Annotated in this window: 20 protein-coding genes, 1 tRNA gene and 1 pseudogene; 17 read left to right on the top strand and 5 right to left on the bottom strand. The window is 71.1% G+C overall.

The genetic code is table 11. From position 1 onward, the window contains the following. Positions 1-21 precede the first annotated feature (21 nt). From rplM to msrB, 5 genes are all read left to right on the top strand, one after another. Positions 22-495, top strand: coding sequence for a 50S ribosomal protein L13 (gene rplM, locus AC2D8W_RS00065; protein WP_484670532.1), 474 nt, complete (start codon positions 22-24; stop codon positions 493-495). Further along, complete coding sequence (gene rpsI, locus AC2D8W_RS00070; protein ID WP_484669811.1) at positions 495-980, top strand: 30S ribosomal protein S9; 486 nt, start codon at positions 495-497, stop codon at positions 978-980. The genes rplM and rpsI overlap by 1 nt, the downstream gene beginning before the upstream one ends. An 87-nt stretch (positions 981-1,067) precedes the next feature. Next, positions 1,068-2,048 carry an N-acetyl-gamma-glutamyl-phosphate reductase gene (argC, locus tag AC2D8W_RS00075; protein ID WP_484669812.1) on the top strand — a complete coding sequence of 327 codons (981 nt, stop codon included), beginning with the start codon at positions 1,068-1,070 and terminating at the stop codon, positions 2,046-2,048. Beyond that, positions 2,045-2,479 (top strand): GNAT family N-acetyltransferase, encoded by a 435-nt coding sequence (locus tag AC2D8W_RS00080; RefSeq protein WP_484669813.1) that lies wholly within the window; start codon positions 2,045-2,047, stop codon positions 2,477-2,479. The genes argC and AC2D8W_RS00080 overlap by 4 nt, the downstream gene beginning before the upstream one ends. A 247-nt stretch (positions 2,480-2,726) precedes the next feature. Further along, positions 2,727-3,215, top strand: a complete 489-nt coding sequence (msrB, locus tag AC2D8W_RS00085; protein WP_484669814.1) for a peptide-methionine (R)-S-oxide reductase MsrB — start codon at positions 2,727-2,729, stop codon at positions 3,213-3,215. A gap of 89 nt (positions 3,216-3,304) precedes the next feature. Here msrB and AC2D8W_RS00090 read toward each other — a convergent pair whose 3' ends face one another. The 3 genes from AC2D8W_RS00090 to AC2D8W_RS00100 are packed head-to-tail and all read right to left on the bottom strand — an operon-like array spanning position 3,305 to position 5,026. Further along, complete coding sequence (locus tag AC2D8W_RS00090; protein ID WP_484669815.1) at positions 3,305-4,120, bottom strand: GIN domain-containing protein; 816 nt, start codon at positions 4,118-4,120, stop codon at positions 3,305-3,307. A gap of 10 nt (positions 4,121-4,130) precedes the next feature. After that, complete coding sequence (locus AC2D8W_RS00095) at positions 4,131-4,697, bottom strand: DUF1700 domain-containing protein (protein WP_484669816.1); 567 nt, start codon at positions 4,695-4,697, stop codon at positions 4,131-4,133. Next, on the bottom strand, positions 4,694-5,026 hold the full coding sequence (locus AC2D8W_RS00100) for a PadR family transcriptional regulator (RefSeq protein ID WP_484669817.1): 333 nt from the start codon (positions 5,024-5,026) through the stop codon (positions 4,694-4,696). Before AC2D8W_RS00100 ends, AC2D8W_RS00095 begins: the two co-directional genes overlap by 4 nt. Positions 5,027-5,184: 158 nt before the next feature. Between AC2D8W_RS00100 and AC2D8W_RS00105 the strand changes: the two genes are divergently transcribed. Further along, a complete protein-coding gene (locus AC2D8W_RS00105) occupies positions 5,185-6,813 on the top strand; it encodes an ABC-F family ATP-binding cassette domain-containing protein (protein WP_484669818.1) in 1,629 nt (542 codons plus the stop codon). Between the two features lie 6 nt (positions 6,814-6,819). Here the strand turns inward: AC2D8W_RS00105 and AC2D8W_RS00110 are convergent, their stop codons facing one another. Both AC2D8W_RS00110 and phaC read right to left on the bottom strand, forming a co-directional pair. Continuing rightward, entirely contained in the window at positions 6,820-7,227 is a 408-nt protein-coding gene (locus AC2D8W_RS00110; RefSeq protein ID WP_484669819.1) for a lysozyme inhibitor LprI family protein, read from the bottom strand. Between the two features lie 3 nt (positions 7,228-7,230). Further along, positions 7,231-9,234, bottom strand: coding sequence for a class I poly(R)-hydroxyalkanoic acid synthase (gene phaC / locus AC2D8W_RS00115; protein WP_484669820.1), 2,004 nt, complete (start codon positions 9,232-9,234; stop codon positions 7,231-7,233). Between the two features lie 122 nt (positions 9,235-9,356). On the opposite strand from phaC, the gene AC2D8W_RS00120 reads away from it, so the two are divergent. The 11 genes and pseudogenes from AC2D8W_RS00120 (at position 9,357) to AC2D8W_RS00170 (ending at position 18,635) form a co-directional block, all read left to right on the top strand. Continuing rightward, the gene (locus tag AC2D8W_RS00120) at positions 9,357-9,761 is read left to right on the top strand and encodes a hypothetical protein (protein WP_484669821.1); all 405 of its coding nucleotides are present in this window, start codon (positions 9,357-9,359) and stop codon (positions 9,759-9,761) included. Between the two features lie 163 nt (positions 9,762-9,924). Continuing rightward, a complete protein-coding gene (locus AC2D8W_RS00125; RefSeq protein ID WP_484669822.1) occupies positions 9,925-11,145 on the top strand; it encodes an LL-diaminopimelate aminotransferase in 1,221 nt (406 codons plus the stop codon). A 37-nt stretch (positions 11,146-11,182) separates the two neighbouring features. After that, positions 11,183-12,472, top strand: a complete 1,290-nt coding sequence (locus tag AC2D8W_RS00130; protein ID WP_484669823.1) for a homoserine dehydrogenase — start codon at positions 11,183-11,185, stop codon at positions 12,470-12,472. 57 nt (positions 12,473-12,529) lie between these two features. Further along, the gene (glpX, locus tag AC2D8W_RS00135; RefSeq protein WP_484669824.1) at positions 12,530-13,483 is read left to right on the top strand and encodes a class II fructose-bisphosphatase; all 954 of its coding nucleotides are present in this window, start codon (positions 12,530-12,532) and stop codon (positions 13,481-13,483) included. 379 nt (positions 13,484-13,862) lie between these two features. Beyond that, the gene (locus AC2D8W_RS00140) at positions 13,863-14,477 is read left to right on the top strand and encodes a hypothetical protein (protein WP_484669825.1); all 615 of its coding nucleotides are present in this window, start codon (positions 13,863-13,865) and stop codon (positions 14,475-14,477) included. An 18-nt stretch (positions 14,478-14,495) separates the two neighbouring features. Next, a pseudogene (locus AC2D8W_RS00145) lies at positions 14,496-14,717 on the top strand (fructose-bisphosphatase class II); the annotation flags it as partial. Between the two features lie 295 nt (positions 14,718-15,012). Continuing rightward, on the top strand, positions 15,013-16,803 hold the full coding sequence (recJ, locus tag AC2D8W_RS00150) for a single-stranded-DNA-specific exonuclease RecJ (RefSeq protein ID WP_484669826.1): 1,791 nt from the start codon (positions 15,013-15,015) through the stop codon (positions 16,801-16,803). Positions 16,804-16,876: 73 nt separating this feature from the next. Then, a tRNA-Glu gene (locus AC2D8W_RS00155) sits at positions 16,877-16,951 on the top strand. 142 nt (positions 16,952-17,093) lie between these two features. Beyond that, the gene (locus AC2D8W_RS00160; RefSeq protein WP_484669827.1) at positions 17,094-17,672 is read left to right on the top strand and encodes a cold-shock protein; all 579 of its coding nucleotides are present in this window, start codon (positions 17,094-17,096) and stop codon (positions 17,670-17,672) included. A 23-nt stretch (positions 17,673-17,695) separates the two neighbouring features. Then, positions 17,696-18,220, top strand: a complete 525-nt coding sequence (locus tag AC2D8W_RS00165) for a DUF192 domain-containing protein (RefSeq protein WP_484669828.1) — start codon at positions 17,696-17,698, stop codon at positions 18,218-18,220. Further along, positions 18,213-18,635: a PaaI family thioesterase gene (locus AC2D8W_RS00170; RefSeq protein WP_484669829.1), complete on the top strand. Its 423-nt coding sequence runs from the start codon at positions 18,213-18,215 to the stop codon at positions 18,633-18,635. The genes AC2D8W_RS00165 and AC2D8W_RS00170 overlap by 8 nt, the downstream gene beginning before the upstream one ends. Positions 18,636-18,649 lie beyond the last annotated feature (14 nt).

Below are 18,649 nucleotides of genomic sequence, written 5' to 3' on the forward strand. Positions count from 1 at the left end.
TTCATTGGATCGTCCCTCATGCTGAAGAGCACCACGGCTTCGCTGAAGCCCGCCGAGGTCGAGAAGAAGTGGATCGTGGTGGACGCCGAGAACGCCGTGGTCGGCCGCCTCGCTTCGTTCATCGCGATGCGCCTTCGCGGCAAGCACCGGCCTGACTACACCCCGCACGTCGACTGCGGCGACTACGTCGTCGTCGTGAACGCCGACAAGGTGAAGTTCACCGGCAAGAAGGCCACCGACGAGGTCTACTACTGGCACACCGGCCACCCGGGCGGCGTGAAGCAGCGGACCCCGGCCCAGATCCTGGGCGGCAAGTATCCCGAGCGCGTCCTGCAGAAGGCCGTCGAGCGCATGCTGCCGAAGGAGAGCCCGCTGGCCCGCAAGCAGATGACGCACCTGCGCATCTACAACTCGCCGGAGCACCCGCACGCGGCGCAGAACCCCGAGACCATCGCGTTCGCCGACCTGAACGCCAAGAACGTGCGGAGCGCGTGATGAGCGAAGCCAACACCCAAGCCACCGGCTTCGACGCCCTGAAGGGCCTCGGGACGCAAGCCGAAGAGGCCGTGGTCCGTGAGCCCAAGCGCGACGCGCAGGGCCGCAGCTACGCCACCGGCAAGCGCAAGAACGCCGTCGCCCGCGTCTGGATCAAGCCCGGCAAGGGCAAGATCACGATCAACGGCCGCGATCAGGAGGTCTACCTGGCCCGCCCGGTGCTGCGCATGATGATCGCCCAGCCGCTCGAGATCGCCGACCGCATGGGTCAGTTCGACGTCGACGTGACCGTGGAAGGCTCGGGCCTCTCGGGCCAGGCCGGCGCGATCCGCCACGGCATCGCCAAGGCGCTGACCTACTATGAGCCCGGCCTGCGCTCGGTGCTGAAGCCGCACGGCTTCCTGACCCGCGACCCGCGCGTCGTCGAGCGGAAGAAGTACGGCAAGGCCAAGGCCCGACGCAGCTTCCAGTTCTCGAAGCGCTAAGCCAGCGCGCGATAACTCGCGTTTGGAGGGCGCTTCGGGCAACCGGAGCGCCCTTTCTCTTTGTCCTTTCATCGCTCGGAGGCCGCCATGGCCCACACAGTCTTCATCGATGGCGAAGCCGGCACGACGGGGCTGCAGATCCGCGAGCGCCTGGCGCGGCATGACGGCGTCGAGGTGGTCTCGATCGATCCCGCCCGGCGCAAGGACGCCGACGCGCGCGCCGAGCTGCTGAACGGCGTCGACGCGGTGGTGCTGTGCCTGCCGGACGACGCGGCGCGCGAGGCCGTGGGCATGGTCCGCTCCAACACGGTCAAGGTGGTGGACGCCTCGACCGCGTACAGGGTGGCGCCGGACTGGGCGTACGGCTTCGCCGAGATGGACCGGGGGCAGCGGGACGCGATCCGGCGCTCGACGCGGGTGTCGAACCCGGGCTGCTATCCGACCGGCTTCATCGGGCTGGTGAAGCCGCTGGTGGCGGCGGGCCTCGTGCCGGCGGACTTCCCGCTGACCGTGAACGCCGTCTCCGGGTACTCGGGCGGCGGCAAGGGGCTGATCGGCGAGTTCGAGGACCGGCCCGCGCCGGCGGGCACGAACGACGCCTTCCGGGCGTACGGCTATTCGCTGGCGCACAAGCACCTGCCGGAGATGCGGACGCACACGGGCCTGGCGCACGCGCCGGTCTTCGCGCCTTCGGTGGGGCGCTATGCGCAGGGCATGCTGGTGGAGGTCCCGCTGCAGCTCTGGGCGCTGCCGGGCAAGCCGGCGCCGGCCGACCTGCGCCGCGCGCTGGCGGCGGCCTACGCCGGCGAGACCTTCGTCGAGGTGGCGAGCGAAGCCGAGTGCGCCGAGCTGGCGAAGACGCGGGCAGGGGCGGCGGGCTACGTGGCGGCGCTGGATCCCCAGGCGCTGAACGGCACCAACCGCATGAAGCTGTTCGTCTTCGGCAGCGCCGACGGGGCGCAGGCGCGGCTGGTGGCGATCCTCGACAACCTGGGCAAGGGGGCGTCGGGCGCGGCGGTGCAGAACCTGAACCTGATGCTGGGCCTGCCGGAGGACGCCGGGCTGTGATCCTGCGGCCGGCGACGCCCGCCGACGCGCCGGCCCTGGGCAGGATCCACATCCTGGCGATGCGGACGCTGACCTTCCTGCCGCAGCTGCACACCGTCGAGGAGGCGCAGGGCTGGATGGCGCAGACGGTCCTGCCGGCGCACGCGGTGACCGTGGCCGAGCTGGACGGCGAGGCCGTGGGCTACGTCGCCTGCTCCGAAGGCTGGATCGACCAGCTGTACGTGCATCCCGAGCAGCACGGGCGCGGGATCGGCGCCGCCCTGCTGGCGGCCGTCCTGGCCGACGGCCGGCCGCGTCAGCTCTGGACCTTCCAGCAGAACGCCCGGGCGCGCGCGTTCTACGAGGCGCGGGGCTTCCGGGCGGCGGAATTCACGGACGGGGCGGGGAACGAGGAGAAGACGCCGGACGTGCGCTACGTCCGGGAGGCGTGACGCGCGCAAGGGTGTGGGGCGTGAGGCCGGTGGAGCCGCCCCTCTAACCGCAGAGGTCGCGGAGGATGCGCGGAGGGCGCGGAGGCCTCTGCGCGCTCTGCGTTCTTCTCTGCGTCCTCCGCGGTTCAATGGACGCCTGCGGCGGCCAGGAAACCGGGATGACAAGGAGATGGGGGAACGCGTGGTTATCGGGTTCATGCGCTCAGCGGACTTGAAACTGGGGCCGTGAGGCGCACGTATTCGGGTCATGCACACCGACCGCAGACATTTCCTGGCCGCCGCCTCCGCCGTCGCCCTGGCCGCGCCGCTCGCCGCCGAGGCCGCCGCCAAGGACGCCTACGCCAACTCCGCCTTCCGCCGGATCAGCGACGCCGAATGGCGCAAGCGCCTGCCGCCCGCGAGCTATCTGGTGCTGCGTCACGAGGACACCGAGCGGCCGGGCACGAGCCCGCTGCTCAAGGAGAAGCGCAAGGGGACGTATGTCTGCCTGGGCTGCGACCTGCCGCTGTTCTCGAGCGTCACCAAGTACGAGAGCGGGACCGGCTGGCCCAGCTTCTACCGGGCGCTGCCGGGCGCGCTGGGCACCAAGACGGACTACAAGATCGGCGTGGCGCGGACCGAGTACCACTGCGCCCAGTGCCTGGGCCACCAGGGCCACGTGTTCGAGGACGGACCGCGGCCGACGGGCCTGCGCTACTGCAACAACGGCGTGGCGCTGAGGTTCGTGCCGGCGTAGCGCCGCCGCCATGGCTCCCGGGGAAGGCTGACAAAAAAGAGGCCCGGGGGCGACGTTGCGCACCCGGGCCAGGAGGAAACCGTCGGCGCTCAGGGCTTGGGGGAGGGCGACGGGGAAGGGCTTGGGGACGGCGACGAGGCCGCCTGCTGGCGGATCTTCCCCGCGCCCGAGATCTCGGTCTCCAGGCTCCGGGGATTGGTCAGCAGGCGCACGTCGCCCATCCCGGAAATCTCGATGCGCGCCTGGTCGGTCGGCGCGATGGTCGCGTCGGCGGCGCCGGAGACCTCCACGTCGGCCCGCCGGGTGCGCAGCGCGCCCAGGTCGAGGTCGCCCGAGCCCGACAGATCGACCTTGAGCTCGTCGACCTCGCCGCTCGCCGTTACGTCGGCGGCGCCCGAGACGTCGAGGTCCAGCCGGGGCTGCCGGTAGTTCTCGATGGCGAGGTGGTTGGAGCCGGACACGTCGAAGCTGGTGACGGCCGGCGCCGTGACGACGATGGTGAGACGCGGGTGGCGTCCGTGGCGGCGGTGCTCGTAGCGGATCGAGTCGCCGCTCACCACCACGCGGTCGACGGCCTGCTGCGGTCCGGTGACCACCACGCTGCCGGCGCCGGGCGCCTGGACGTAGCGGACGTCGGCGGGCAGGTCGATGTCGAGCCGGTCGGCGCCGCTCCAGGCCAGGGTCCGGGTGGCCTGCGGGCCGCCCGCGTCCCAGCCTCGGTCCCAGTCGCCGTCGTGGCGGCCGTGGTGGCGGTCGTTGTCCCAGTCCCAATCCCAGTCGCCGGACAGGACCTGCCAGCCGCCGCGGGAGACGGCCTCGGGGCCGCCGATGGCGAGGGCGCCGGCGAAGCTGGCCACCGAGAGCACGAAGCCGGCGACGGTGATCATGGCGAGTACACGGATCATCGGAGGCTCCTCAGGCTTGCGGTTCGAGAGCCGGCTTCAGGAGCCGGTAGTGGAGCCGCCCGTACCAGACGAGGGCGTTCATCAGGCCGATCGAGATGATGGTCATCAGGGCGCCGCCCGAGGCCGAGCCCGCCATGACGCCGAGGCCGGCCAGGATCGCCGTCGCCGGTCCGCCGGGCGGATCCAGGAAGGGCCCTGCGGCGAAGACGAACGCGCCGGCGAAGAAGCAGACGATCACGGCGATGAAGATGCCGATGATGGCGCCGGCCACGCCCATCAGGATGGGCAGCAGGATCAGGATGTCGATCGCGCCCAAGCCCAGCACGGCGAACACCGCCGCGGCCGCCGACGACGGGCTGCGCTCGTCGCGCCAGCGGTTCAGCGTGCTCTCGGCGCGGATCTCGCGGGCCAGCCGGTCGGGGTCGCCCAGGGCCGCGGCCACCTCAGCCTCGGTGCGTCCGGCGGCCTCGCCGTCGGCGAAGTGGGCCTCGTAGTCGGCCACGATATCGGCCACGGTTTGCGGCGGCAGGCCTCGCAGGCCTTCGCGCAGCCGGGCCAGGAAAGCCTGGCGTGTCATGCCTTCGCCCCTCCAAAGACGATCTGGTCCACGGCGCCGGAGAACGAGGTCCAGGCGTCCTTCTGGCTGTTGAAGCTGGTCTTCCCGGCCTCGCTGAGCCGGTAGTACTTGCGCGGCGGCCCGGCGGAGCTCTCGACGAGGTAGGTCTCGACGAGCCCGTCCGACTGCAGGCGGCGCATCAGGGGATAGATGGTGCCTTCCCCCATGCCGATGGCGTCGGCGAGGCGGCTGGCGATCTCGTAGGCGTAGCTGTCGTGCTGATGCAGAAGGGCCAGAACGCAGAGTTCGAGCGCGCCCTTCTTCAGCTGGATTTCGATGGCGTCCGGCACGTCCGCGCCTCCTTGCTGAGCCATGAGGTACGGCAAGGTAGTGAGTGGTGCAAGGTAGCTTGCATTAAACCTTAGTAAGGTGGAACTCGTGGCCGGAGCGGCGATCGGCCCCGGGGGCGAGGGTGGCTTTGTGCCCGCCGCCGCGCTAGCAGGCGCCCATGATCCGCCTCGACAACATCTCCAAGCAGAACGGCCACCAGATCCTGTTCATCGAAGCCTCGATGGGCGTCCAGAAGGGCGAGAAGGTCGGGCTCGTCGGCCCGAACGGCGCCGGCAAGACGACGCTGTTCCGCATGATCACCGGCCAGGAGCAGCCCGACGACGGCCTGGTGGTGATCGATCCGGGGATGACCATCGGCTACTTCAGCCAGGACGTCGGCGAGATGTCGGGCCAGACCGCGGTCGAGGCGGTCATGGACGGCGTGGGCCCGATCAGCGCCCTGGCCGCCGAGATGTCCGCCCTGGAGGCGGCCATGGTCGATCCGGACCAGGCCGACCGGCTGGACGAGACCATCGCGCGGTACGGCGAGGTGCAGGAGCGCTTCCAGGAGCTGGACGGCTATGCGCTGGAGGCGCGCGCCCGCGAGGTGCTGGCGGGCCTCAGCTTCAGCCAGACGCGCATGGACGGCGACGTCGGCCTGCTGTCGGGCGGATGGAAAATGCGCGTGGCGCTGGCCCGCATCCTGCTGATGCGGCCCGACGCGATGCTACTGGACGAACCCAGCAACCACCTGGACCTGGAAAGCCTGATCTGGCTGGAGGCCTTCCTCAAGAGCTACGACGGCGCGCTGCTGATGACGTCGCACGACCGCGCCTTCATGAATCGGATCATCGGCAAGGTCGTGGAGATCGACGGCGGCGATCTCATCACCTACTCGGGCGACCTCGACTTCTACGACCAGCAGCGCGCGCTCAGCGAACAGCAGCGCCAGGCGCAATACGAGCGCCAGCAGGCCATGCTGGCCAAGGAGATCAAGTTCATCGAGCGGTTCAAGGCGCGCGCCAGCCACGCCGCCCAGGTGCAGAGCCGGGTCAAGAAGCTGGACAAGATCGAGCGCGTGGAGGCGCCGCGCCGCCGCCAGTCGGTCCAGTTCGAGTTCCGCAGCCCGCCCCGCTCGGGCGAGGACGTGATCAGCCTGCGGGGCGTGCACAAGGGCTATGGCGAACAGCGGATCTACGAGGGGCTGGACTTCCTCGTGCGCCGCCGCGAGCGCTGGTGCGTGCTGGGCGCGAACGGGGCCGGCAAGTCGACGCTGCTGAAGCTGGTGGCGGGCGCCGCCGCGCCCGACCAGGGGACGGTCAACATCGGGGCCAGCGTGAAGATGGGCTACTTCGCCCAGCACGCCATGGACCTGCTGGACGGCGAGGAGACGATCTTCGAGTCGCTGGACAGCGCGTTCCCGCACGCCGGACAGGGCGTTCTGCGCACCCTGGCCGGGTGCTTCGGCTTCTCGGGCGACGATGTCGAGAAGCCGTGCCGCGTGCTGTCGGGCGGCGAGAAGGCGCGGCTGATCATGGCCAAGATGCTGTTCGACCCGCCCAACCTGCTGGTCCTGGACGAGCCGACCAACCACCTCGACATGGCCACCAAGGAGATGCTGGTCCAGGCCCTGGAGTCGTTCGAGGGCACCATGCTGTTCGTCTCGCACGACCGCCACTTCCTGGGGGCGCTGTCGAACCGCGTGCTGGAGCTGACGCCGCAGGGCGTCCACCAGTACGGGGGCGGCTACACGGAGTACGTCGCCCGCACGGGCCAGGAAGCGCCGGGCCTGCACCCCGGCGGATAGGATCCGCTACTCGTCGCTGCGGACGCCGCCGCAGGCCATGTCGCCTTCCTCGCAATCGAGCTCGGCCTTGAGCGTGGCCGTGCGCTGGTCGGTGGCGCCTTCCAGGCAGAGCAGGCGCGCGGCGGGGTGGAACGAGCCTCCGCGGGCGCCGGCGCGGGCCTCGCAGTCGAGGTCGCGGAAGCGGATCCAGGCGCGCTGGGCCGCGCGCAGGCGGGCCTGCCCATTGGACGAGGCGGCGGCGAGGAGCTTGCGGTAGACGGCGTTCAGCTCGCGGTCGGCGATGCGGTAGCGGGCCTGGGCCTGGGCGTTCATCGCGCCCTGGCTGAGTCCGTCGAGCTCAGGGCGGCGCTCCTGGGCCCCGGCCGGCGCGGCGAGGCACGCGGCCGCGAGGGCGGCAAGGACGAGCCGCCGCATGCCTCAGCTCTTGACCTTCACGTACTCGCCGGGTGCGTCGCAGATCGGGGGCAGGGGCCCCTTGGCCGGGTCGCGGGCGGGGACCAGGCCGCCCGAGCGGGCCTTCAGCCACTCGGCCCAGTGCGGCCACCAGGAGCCGGGATGCTCGACGGCGCCGGCCTGCCACGCCTCGAGCGAGGCGGGGAGCTCCGCGTTGGTCCAGTGCTGGTACTTCCTGGCGACCGGGGCGTTGATCACGCCCGCGATGTGGCCCGAGCCGGCCATGGTGAAGGTGGTGGGGCCGCCGAACAGCTTCGCACCCTTGTAGACCGAGCGGGCCGGGGCGATGTGATCCTCCTTCGAGGACTGCACGTAGACCGGCACCTTGACCTGGCCGAGGTCGATCTTCACGCCGTCCAGGACGAGCTCGCCCTTGGCCATGGCGTTCTCGCCGTAGAACTTGCGCAGGTAGAAGGTGTGCAGGGTCTTCGGCATCCGCGTCTGGTCGGAGTTCCAGAACAGCAGGTCGAACGGCTTGGGCTCCTTCCCGAGCAGGTAGTTGTTCACGAAGAACGACCAGATCAGGTCGTTGCCGCGCAGCGCGTTGAAGGTGTCGGCCATGGTCTGGCCCGAGAGGACGCCGCCACCCTCGTCCATCTTCGCCTCGAGGTCCTTGAGCCAGTCCTCGTTGGTGAAGAGCAGCAGGTCGCCCGCCTCGGAGAAGTCCTGCTGGGCGGCGAAGAAGGTGGCCGAGCCGATGGACTTGTCGCCCTTGGCCGCCATGTGCGCCAGCGTGGCGGAAAGCAGAGTGCCGCCAATGCAGTAGCCGACGGTGTTCACGTGGTCGACGCCGGCCTGCTTCAGGGTGGCGGCGACGCCCTCGTAGATGCCCTCGCGCATGTAGTCTTCGAAGGTCTTGGTGGCGAGCCGGCTGTCGGGGTTCACCCACGAGGCCACGAAGACGGTGATCCCCTGGCTCACCAGCCAGCGGATCAGCGAGTTCTCGGGCCGCAGGTCCATGATGTAGAACTTGTTGATCCACGGCGGGAAGATCAGCAGCGGGATCTCGTGCACCTGCTCGGTGGACGGAGAAAACTGCAGCAGCTCGATGATTTCGTTGCGGAAGATCGCCTTGCCGGGCGCGGTGGCCACGTTCTCGCCGATCTTGAACATGTCGTAGTCGGTCTGGGCGATGGCGAGCTGGCCGCCGCCGCGCTGCAGGTCGGCCTGGAAGTTCTGCATCCCGCGCACCAGGCTCTCGCCCTTGGTGGCCATCACCTCCTTCAGCGCCGTGGGATTGGACGCCAGGAAGTTCGACGGCGAGAAGGCGTCGGTGAGCATCTTCATGAAGAACTCGACGCGGCGCTTCTCGAGCGGATCGACGCCGTCCACCTCGGCGACGAGGCCGTTCAGCCAGTTGGCGGTGAGCAGGTAGGACTGCTTGATGGCGTCGAAGACGGGGTTCTCGCTCCAGTCGGGGTCGGCGAAGCGCTTGTCCCCCTTGGCGGGGGTGACGACGGGCTCGGGCGTGTCGCCGGAGGCGCGCCGGGCGCTGGACTGCCAGAGGTCGAGGTAGCGCGAGAAGAGGTCGGCCTGCGCCCGCATCATGCGGTCGGGCTGGGCGGCGAGGCGGGTCATCACCTGGGTGAGCGCCGGCGCCACGTGGAACGGGTCGGGCGACAGCGCCGCGGGACGGTCGGCCTGGCGCAGGGCCATCTCGGCGATCGCGCCCTGGGCGGCGAGGGCGGCCCGGGCCAGGTTCATCGAGAGCTGCTCGATCTGCGCGCGCTGGTCCGCGGTGAAGGCGGCGGGATCGAAGGCCGCCGCCGCCGGCGATTCGGCGGCCGGCGCGGGCTTGGCGGACGCCCGGGCGTCGGCCGCAGCCGTCTCGGCCGCGATCTCGGCGGCCTGGGTGAAGGTCTTGGCCTCGGCCGCGGCCTGCGCGGCGCCCTTGCCCTTGCCGGCCTTCGCCGCCTTCTTCGAGCCGGCCTTCTTCGCCTTGGGCGGAGCCGAGGTCTGCTCGCTCATCGCGTCGTCCCTTCCGATTGGCGCGCGCGTCTCGAGGCGCGCTCTTTCGCCTGCAACAATGATCGCTTATGACCTTGCCGCAAATGAGTGCGCCGCGCCTGCCTTTTTCGACAACCCGCAGGATGTCCGTCGGGGTCCTGGCCGCCGGCGCGAGCGTGCTGCTGAGCGGCTGCATCGGCAATCCGTTCGTCGACGCCAAGATCGATCCGAGCTCGCCGATCGCCGCCGACGTGGCGCGGATGACGCGGCAGGACGCCCGGTTCCCGACCTTCGCGGGGATCCCCAAGCCGCCCACGGACCTGCGCCCCGCGGCGCAGTACGGCCGCAACGCCCAGGGCGTGCTGGCAGCCGGAGAGCAGCTGGTGGCGGCGACCGAGCCGTCGACCTGGACCCTCCAGGGCACCGACGCCTTCGCCGAGCGGGCCCGCAGCGACGCCGGACCGCAGATCGATCCCCCCCGGCCCGAGGACGCCGAGGCCTTCGCCCGGGAGCTGCGCGAGCGAGCTACCCCGCCTCCGCCGCGTTAGGCCGCTTCGTCCGACCGGGACCACCGATCGGAGCGGGCGGCCGGCGACGGAGGCAAAAAAAGCCCGAACCGGCTTGGCGGACTCCCGCCCGGAGTCTATCGAAGCCCCGACTTTCCGCTCGCAATCGGCCGCCCGGGCGTGTGGCGGCGCAAGAGCCTGGAACATGACACCCGAATTTCACCGTATCCGCCGCCTCCCGCCCTACGTCTTCGAGGAGGTCAACCGCATCAAGGCCCGCCTGCGCGGCCAGGGCGTGGACATCATCGACTTCGGCATGGGCAACCCCGACATGCCGACGCCGAAGCACATCGTCGACAAGCTGGTCGAGACCGCGCGCGACCCCAAGGCCGGGCGCTATTCGGCCTCGAAGGGCATCGCCGGCCTGCGCAAGGCCATGGCCGGCTACTACGCCCGCCGCTTCGGGGTGAAGCTGGATCCCGAGCGGGAGGTGATCTCGACGCTGGGCTCCAAGGAGGGCTTCGCGAACCTGGCCCAGGCGCTGACCGCGCCCGGCGACGTGATCATCTGCCCGAACCCGGCCTATCCGATCCACGCCTACGGCTTCATCATGGCGGGCGGGGTGATCCGGCACGTGCCCGCGGGCAGTCCCGAGGAGTACCTCTCGGGCATCAGCCGGGCGGTGAAGCACTCGGCCCCGCCGCCCAGCGTCCTGATCGTGAGCTATCCGTCGAACCCCACGGCCCAGTGGGTGGACCTCGACTTCTACAAGGAGGTGGTGGCGCTGGCCCGCAAGCACGACCTGCTCGTGCTGAGCGACATCGCCTATTCCGAGATCTACTTCGACGACAACCCGCCGCCGTCCCTGCTGCAGGTGGAGGGCGCCAAGGACATCGCCGTCGAGGTGAACTCGCTCTCCAAGACGTTCGCCATGGCCGGCTGGCGCGTCGGCATGGTGGTGGGCAACGAGCGCATGTGCGCGGCGCTGGCGCGGGTGAAGAGCTACCTCGACTACGGCGCCTATACGCCGATCCAGGTGGCGGCCGCGGCGGCGCTGAACGGGCCGACCGACTGCATCGACGAGATCCGCGCCATCTACAAGAGCCGCCGCGACACCCTGGTGGAGTCGATGCGCCGCGCGGGCTGGGACATTCCCGCGCCGCCGGCCTCGATGTTCGCCTGGGCCAAGCTGCCGCCGCAGTACGAGGAGGCCGGCTCGATGCTGTTCTCCAAGCTGCTGATCGAGGAGGCGGGCGTGGCCGTGGCGCCGGGCATCGCCTTCGGCGAGTACGGCGAGGGCTATGTGCGCATCGGCCTGGTGGAGAACGAGCACCGCATCCGGCAGGCGGCGCGCAACGTGAAGAAGTTCATCGCCAACGCCGACGATATCCTGGGCCGCGCGCACAACGCGCTCGCGGCCCAGTGACCCCCCGGGCCGGCGCAGGCGCAAGAGGATAGGCGAGATGGAAAGGCACCCCTGGGGGATCGGCCTGGCGGGCCTGGGCACCGTGGGCGCGGGCCTGCTGGAGCTCCTGCGCGAGAACCCGGCGTATGCGCCGGCCGGCGGGCTGTTCTACGTCAGCGGCGTCTCGGCGCGCTCGCGCTCGCGGCCGCGGCCTGTCGACATCTCGGCCGTCCCCTGGTTCGACGACCCGGTGGCCCTGGCCCAGTCCGACGAAACGGACATCTTCGTCGAGCTGATCGGCGGCTCGGACGGGCCGGCGAAGGCGGCGGTGGAAGCGGCGCTCAACGCGGGCAAGCCCGTGGTGACGGCCAACAAGGCGCTGATCGCCGAGCACGGGGCCGAACTGGCGGCGCTGGCCGAGGCCAGGGGCGTTCCGCTGCTGTTCGAGGCGGCGGTGATGGGCGGGGTCCCGGCCGTGAAGGTGGTGCGCGAGGCGCTGGTGGGCGACGAGATCCACTCGATCTCGGGCATCCTCAACGGCACGTGCAACTACATCCTGACCGAGATGGAGGCCACGGGCCGCTCGTTCGAGGACGTGCTCGCCGAGGCCCAGCGGCTGGGCTACGCCGAGGCGGATCCCACCATGGACGTGGGCGGGTTCGACGCCGCCCACAAGATCACCATCCTGGCCGCGCTGGCGTTCGGCTGCGCGCCCAACTTCGCGGCGGCCGAGATCGAGGGCATCGAGCAGGTGGCCCTGCTGGACATCCGCATGGCCAGGGACCTGGGCTACCGGATCAAGCTGGTGGCCTCGGCCGAGCGCTCGATCCACGGCGCGCTGGTGCGGGTGCACCCGACGCTGGCGCCGCTGGACCATCCCCTGGCGCGGGCCGGCGGGGCGCTCAACGCGCTGTTCATCGAGGGCGAGCGGACCGGGCGCATCTTCCTGCAGGGCCCCGGCGCGGGCGCCGGGCCGACGGCCGCGGCGGTCGCCGCCGACATCGCCGACGTCCTGGCCGGCGCGCGCCGCCCGGTGTTCGCCGGGCCCGCCGAGACCCTGGCGCCGTTCGACCCCGTCGACCCCTCGAAGATGATGGGCCGCGCCTACCTGCGCTTCCTGGTGAAGGACGAGCCCGGCGTGATCGCGGCGGTGTCGGAAACCCTCGCCGAGGCGGGCGTCTCGATCGAGAGCTTCCTGCAGAAGCCGGCCGAGGGCGCCGAGGGCGTGCCGATCGTCCTGACCACGCATGCGGTGGCCGAGTCGGTGCTGACGGCGGCAGTGGAACGGATCGCGGAGCTGCCGGCGGTGCTGGACCGCCCAAGATTGTTGCGGATCGCTCGCATCTAGGGTCAAAGGCGCGTCCAAGACTCGCCCACAGAGTTTGCCGCAGGGGCTGGAAACGACATGAGTTCGAACGTGCTGGACCGCAACCTGATCATGGACGCCGTCCGTGTGTGCGAAGCCGCCGCCATCGCGGCGTGGAAGATGGCGGGCCGCGGCGACGAGAAGGCCGCCGACCAGGCCGCGGTGGACGCCATGCGCACCGCGCTGAACGACCTCGACATCGACGGCGAGATCGTGATCGGCGAGGGCGAGCGCGACGAGGCGCCGATGCTCTACATCGGCGAGAAGGTGGGCAAGGGGAAGGGCGCGAAGATCGACATCGCCCTGGACCCGCTGGAGGGCACGACGCTCACCGCCAAGGCGATGGCCAACGCGCTGGCGGTGATGGCCTGGGCGCCGAAGGGCACCCTGCTGAACGCCCCCGACACCTACATGGACAAGATCGCCTGCGGGCCCGGCTATCCGGCCGGCGTGATCGACCTGGACAGGAGCCCGGCCGAGAACGTGCAGGCGCTCGCCAAGGCCAAGGGCGTGGAGCCCAGCGAGATCACCGTCTGCATCCTCGACCGGCCGCGGCACGCCGACATCATCGCCTCGGTGCGCTCGGTGGGCGCGCGGGTGCACCTGATCACCGACGGCGACGTCGCGGGCGTGATCAACACCGCCGATCCGGAGACGGGCGTCGACCTCTACGTGGGTTCGGGCGGCGCGCCCGAGGGCGTACTGGCCTGCGCGGCCCTGAAGTGCGTGGGCGGCCAGTTCCAGGGCCGGCTCGTGTTCCGCAACGCCGACGAGCGCGCCCGCGCCGCGCGGGTGGGGATCACCGACCTCGACAAGAAGTACGACCTGCACGAGATGGTCCGCGCCGACGCGATCTTCGCCGCCACCGGCGTGACCAAGGGCGCGCTGCTGGATGGCGTGCGGATGTCGGGCGGCTTCGTCCACACCCACACCCTGGTGATGAACTCCGCGAGCCACACGGTGCGCGAAGTGCGCATGAAGCGGCCGGCGTAGGACCCTCCAGCGGGCCGCTAAGGGTGGATACCTTACCTCCCCCGCGAAGCGGCGGGAGGGGGACCGCCCGCCGAAGCCGGCGCGAGCCGGCTGGAGAGCGGGTGGTGGAGGGGGCGGGCCTCATCCGCCGAGCTCAACAAAGCCGATCGTTCCGCAATGCCAGCGGCTCGCCCCCTCCACCCCTCGCTCTTCGGCTGCGCCTCGGCGAGCGGTCCCCCTCCCGCCGTCGCTGCCGCGACGGGGGAGGCAAGGTCCCTTACGGGTCGCACCCAGTCGTTGGCCGAGGGCCGCGAACCGGACACCCCCGGGATTTGCCCAAGATGCGTATGCGATAGACCCGTCCGCCGACCTACGTCCGAATCTGTCGGGCCGCGCCGCCATGCTCCCCGTCGATATGCTGGACGCGCTCGACATCACCGAGGAGGAGGCGCAGGGCCTCGCCGAGCTGGCGCGGCATGACCTGGCGCTGGCGCGGGACTTCGCGCGCCGGGCGCAGGCCGCCGAGGACCCGGACGAGGCCAACCGGCTGGCGCGCAGCTACCAGCGCGCCGCCCGGTCCTACCGCCAGACCCTGGCTCTGAAGGCGCGGCTGAAGCGCGACCTGGCGGCCGCCGCCAAGGTTCAGTCGGACACGCCCCGGCCCAAGCCCGGCGGCGCGGCCGTCGCGCGGCGCATCGGAGAGCTGCGCACGGCGCTCCTGCGCCTGGCCTGGGATGAGGCCGAGCGGCTCGACATCGAGGCTGACGAAACCGAGGACGGGGACCTTGCCGTCCAGACGTTTGCCTGGCATCGGCGCGACATCGAGCAGGCCGTCGCCCAGGACTGCCTCAAGCCCGATTTCGGCGACGAACCGGTGGACGACCATGTGGCGCGCCTCGCCCTCGGCCTCCGCTTCGCGCCCGACGCGCTCGCGCGCTGGCGCACCCTGCCGGACCCGCCGCAGGCGGCCCTCGAGATCGAGCCCGAAGAGCTCGATTGGCGCAGCTCGGCGTGACCGGCTCCCGTCCGCGGCGAAGGCGCCCGCGCCGCGCGGGTGGGGATCACCGACCTCGACAAGAAGTACGACCTGCACGAGATGGTCCGCGCCGACGCGATCTTCGCCGCCACCGGCGTGACCAAGGGCGCGCTGCTGGATGGCGTGCGGATGTCGGGCGGCTTCGTCCACACCCACACCCTGGTGATGAACTCCGCGAGCCACACGGTGCGCGAAGTGCGCATGAAGCGGTCGGCGTAGGGCGGCCCGCAAATCGCCGCGTCATGGCCCGGCTTGTCCGGGCCACCCACTGGGCTGTGCGCCGGGGCTTTTCATGTGCGCTCGATCCGGCGAGGCAGAGCCCAGTGGATCCCCCGGACGGGCCGGGGGATGACGGGGAAGAGCAAAGAAGCAGCGCTGACAGTCCAAGGCTTATCCGGTCCCGTGGTCAGCTTCAGGCGGCTACGTCCGGAATTGGCGTAGGTCGGGGCGAGGCTTCGCGCTGGCGACTCGTCGGGGCAGGGCGGATAGTGCCGCCGACGGAGACGGGAGCGGCATGGCGGACGGAAGCGCGAACCTGGGCTATCTTGGCGTCACCCGCTCGCTTTCGGGGCGGCTGTGGCGGCAGCGCGCGGCGTGCCCGCAGCTCACCCGCAGCCACCAGCTCAACCACGGCCTTTCGGAGCCACTGGCCCGCGCGATCGCCGCGCGCGGCGTGGACGAGGCCGCCTGCGCCGACTACCTCGCGCCGACGCTCAAGGCGCTGTTCCCCGATCCCTCAAGCTTCGCCGACATGGACCGGGCCGCCGAGATCCTGGTGGACGCGCTGGAGGCGCGGCGACGCATCGTGGTGTTCGCCGACTACGACGTGGACGGCGCCTCGTCGTCGGCGCTGATCGTGCGCTGGTTCCGCGCCATGGGGCTGGAGCTGTCGATCTACGTCCCCGACCGGATCACCGAGGGCTACGGGCCGTCGCCGGCCGCGTTCCGGAGCCTGAAGGACGGCGGGGCCGACCTGGTGATCACCGTGGACTGCGGGGCCGCAGCGCACGACGCCCTGGCCTGCGCCGCCGAGATCGGTTTGCCCGTGGTGGTGATCGACCACCACCTGATGCGCCCGGGCGAGATCCCCCCGGTGGCCGCGCTGGTGAACCCGAACCGGCCGGACTGCGCCTCGGGCCAGGGGCACCTGGCGGCGGCGGGGGTGGCCTTCGTGCTGCTGGCGGCGCTGAACCGCGAGGCGCGGAAGCGCGGCCTGGGCCCCGAGCCCGACATCCGGCCGTGGCTGGACCTGGCGGCCATGGGGGCGGTCTGCGACGTGACGCAGCTCACCGGCTTCAACCGGGCGCTGGCGGCGCAGGGGTTGAAGGTGATGTCCGGCTGGGCGAATCCCGGCCTGAAGGCGCTGATGGCCGTAGCGAAGGCGCAGGGGCCGGCTTCGGTGTTCCACGCGGGCTTCCTGCTGGGCCCCCGGATCAACGCCGGCGGCCGGATCGGGCGGTCGGACCTGGGCGCGCGGCTGCTGGCCACCGACGACGCCGAGGAGGCGGCGGCTCTGGCCGAGGAACTGGACGCGCTGAACGCCTCGCGCAAGCAGGTGGAGGCGGAGGTCCAGGAGGCCGCCGTGCGCCAGATCGAGCGCGAGTCGAACCAGGCCGACGCGCCGTGCCTCTTGGTGGCGCAGGACGGCTGGCACCCCGGCGTGATCGGCATCGTCGCCGGCCGCCTGCGCGAACGCTACCGCAAGCCGGTGATGGTCATCGGCATCGACCGCGCCGCGGACGTGGGCAAGGGTTCAGGCCGCTCGCAGCCGGGTGTGAACTTGGGCCGGGCGGTCCAGGCGGCGTACGAGGCCGGGCTGCTGCTGTCGGGGGGCGGGCACGCGATGGCGGCCGGCCTGGCGGTGCGGCCCGCCATGCTGCCCGAGCTGCGGGACTTCCTCTGCGAGCGGCTGGCGCAGGAGGCGCAGGTCGCGGCGGCCGAGGACGCGCTGGAGATCGACGCGCTGGTGACCGCGCGCGGCGCCGACCGCGGCCTGTGGTCGGATTTCCAGCGGCTGGCGCCGTTCGGACCGGGCAATCCCGAGCCGACCTTCGCGGGCGCGGACATGCGGATCGAGCGGCCCATGGCGCTGCGCGGCGGGCATGTGCGCGTGACGCTGACGGACGGCTCCGGCGGGCGGCTGAAGGCCGTGGCGTGGCGGTCGGAAGACACGCCGGCCGGCCGCCGGCTGCTGCAGGAGGGCGGCGCGATCCACGTGGCCGGGCGGCTGAAACCCGACGACTGGAACGGCCGCGAAGGGGTCGAACTGGAGATCGAGGACGTCGCCGATCCGCGCGCCTGCTGAGCATTCCTGCGGCTTGAATTCGGCCGCTTGCGCCCCAAATCGAAGGCCGCTATAGAGCCCGCCTCGCGCACGCGGTCCCTTCGTCTATCGGTTAGGACGTCAGGTTTTCAACCTGAAAAGAGGGGTTCGACTCCCCTAGGGACTGCCACGCGAATTTCCCCGTTTTCAGGATTCTCGCTTCCTGCGGCCCCCACAGGGCCGCGAAAGACCATTGACGCTCCGACCTCCAGCGAGAACAGTGTTATAGTATGGCCCTGAAAATATCGGGGGAGTAGCGGGCCGAGGGGCGAATGGCGGGTTTCGAATTTGAGCAGGTGGATGCGCCGCCGCCGGTGCGCATCTCCGGGCGAGTGAAGTGGTTCGATGCGGGGAAGGGGTACGGCTTCATCGTGCCCGACGATCCCAGCCAGACCGATCTGAAGGACGTGCTGCTGCACGTCACCAGCCTGCGCAGCTCCGGCCGCGAGAGCTGCCTGGAGGGGAGTCTCATCACCTGCGACGTCGTGCGCCGGGCCAAGGGCTGGCAGGTGGCCGAGGTTGTGCTGGTGGACGAGAGTTCGGCCACGCCCATGGAGCGCCGGCCGGACTTCGGCCGCGGCCGTCCCGAGGGCCTTTCGGCGCGGCCGCCGCGCCGCCCGCTGGCCGCCACCGGGCCGCTCGAAGAGGCCAAGGTGAAGTGGTTCAACCGCGCCAAGGGCTACGGCTTCGTGGTGCGCGACAGCCAGCCCGGGGACATCTTCGTGCACATCGAGACCCTGCGCCGCGCCGGCATGGAGGACCTGCAGCCCGGCGAGAGCGTCATGGTGCGGTTCGCCGAGGGGCCGAAGGGCCTTGTCGTCGCCGAGATCGAGGCGTCTAACCTGGATTGAAGACCGCTTCGGAGTTCGCGTCCTTGTCCCCAGTATCGTTCGCCCGGCGCAGCCTCGGCGCGCTGGCCCTGGCGCTCGCGGCCCAGGCCGCCGCGCTGGCCCCGGCCGCGGCGCAGGACATCCCGCGGATGGACCCCAAGTCCTGCCGCGGACAGCCGGAGATCAAGCCGTTCGAACCGCTGTCGGTCCGCACGGACCGTGGCGTCGCCACCTTCCAGGTGGAAGTGGCCGACACGCCCCGCGAGCATCAGTTCGGACTGATGTGCCGGCGCAAGCTGGCGTCGGATCGCGGCATGCTGTTCGTGTTCCCGGCGCCCGCGCCGCGGGTGTTCTGGATGCGCAACACGCTCATCCCGCTGGACATCGTCTATATCGGCGCGAACGGCCGCGTGGTGTCGATCAGCCGCAACGTCCAGCCGCTGGACGAGAGCGGGGCGCCCTCGGCCGGGCCGGCCAAGTACGTGCTGGAGCTGGCCGGCGGGCGGGCGGCGCAGATCGGGCTGCTGCCGGGCGACCGCGTGCTGCACAGGGCGCTGCCCCGTGGATGAGCTGATCCCCGATCCGCCGCCGGGCTTCCTCCCGTCGCAGGGCCGCGGCCAGTTCTCGACGCTGAACGGGCCCTACTTCCACAAGCCGCCGCAGGACGGGCTGGTGAGCCACGCGTTCTATGCGCTCCCCCGCCACACGAACGGCATCGGCCTGGTGCACGGCGGGATGCTCTCGGCCTTCACCGACGGGCTGCTGGCGTCGGCGGTGGGGCACGGCACGCAGAAGGTGGGGGTCACGATCCACCTGTCGCTCGACTACCTGCACATGGCGCGGCAGGGCGACTGGGTGATCGGCGAGGCGCGGATGACCCGCGCCACCAAGGACGTGGCCTTCGCCGAGGGCTGGCTGCGCGCCCGCGGCGTGGACATCCTGCGCGCCTCGGGGATCTTCAAGCTGATGGACCGGCGGGGGTAGGGGCGCGCTCGCGT

This window comes from Phenylobacterium sp. T106 (genome assembly GCF_057219735.1).

Excerpts from the sequence above, each read along its gene's own strand:
- rpsI (WP_484669811.1), top strand. The coding sequence starts at position 495 with ATGAGCGAAGCCAACACCCAAGCCACCGGCTTCGACGCCCTGAAGGGC.
- argC (WP_484669812.1), top strand. The coding sequence starts at position 1,068 with ATGGCCCACACAGTCTTCATCGATGGCGAAGCCGGCACGACGGGGCTG.
- msrB (WP_484669814.1), top strand. The coding sequence starts at position 2,727 with ATGCACACCGACCGCAGACATTTCCTGGCCGCCGCCTCCGCCGTCGCC.
- AC2D8W_RS00090 (WP_484669815.1), bottom strand. The coding sequence starts at position 4,120 with ATGATCCGTGTACTCGCCATGATCACCGTCGCCGGCTTCGTGCTCTCG.
- AC2D8W_RS00095 (WP_484669816.1), bottom strand. The coding sequence starts at position 4,697 with ATGACACGCCAGGCTTTCCTGGCCCGGCTGCGCGAAGGCCTGCGAGGC.
- AC2D8W_RS00105 (WP_484669818.1), top strand. The coding sequence starts at position 5,185 with ATGATCCGCCTCGACAACATCTCCAAGCAGAACGGCCACCAGATCCTG.
- AC2D8W_RS00110 (WP_484669819.1), bottom strand. The coding sequence starts at position 7,227 with ATGCGGCGGCTCGTCCTTGCCGCCCTCGCGGCCGCGTGCCTCGCCGCG.
- phaC (WP_484669820.1), bottom strand. The coding sequence starts at position 9,234 with ATGAGCGAGCAGACCTCGGCTCCGCCCAAGGCGAAGAAGGCCGGCTCG.
- AC2D8W_RS00120 (WP_484669821.1), top strand. The coding sequence starts at position 9,357 with ATGTCCGTCGGGGTCCTGGCCGCCGGCGCGAGCGTGCTGCTGAGCGGC.
- AC2D8W_RS00125 (WP_484669822.1), top strand. The coding sequence starts at position 9,925 with ATGACACCCGAATTTCACCGTATCCGCCGCCTCCCGCCCTACGTCTTC.
- AC2D8W_RS00130 (WP_484669823.1), top strand. The coding sequence starts at position 11,183 with ATGGAAAGGCACCCCTGGGGGATCGGCCTGGCGGGCCTGGGCACCGTG.
- glpX (WP_484669824.1), top strand. The coding sequence starts at position 12,530 with ATGAGTTCGAACGTGCTGGACCGCAACCTGATCATGGACGCCGTCCGT.
- AC2D8W_RS00140 (WP_484669825.1), top strand. The coding sequence starts at position 13,863 with ATGCTCCCCGTCGATATGCTGGACGCGCTCGACATCACCGAGGAGGAG.
- recJ (WP_484669826.1), top strand. The coding sequence starts at position 15,013 with ATGGCGGACGGAAGCGCGAACCTGGGCTATCTTGGCGTCACCCGCTCG.
- AC2D8W_RS00160 (WP_484669827.1), top strand. The coding sequence starts at position 17,094 with ATGGCGGGTTTCGAATTTGAGCAGGTGGATGCGCCGCCGCCGGTGCGC.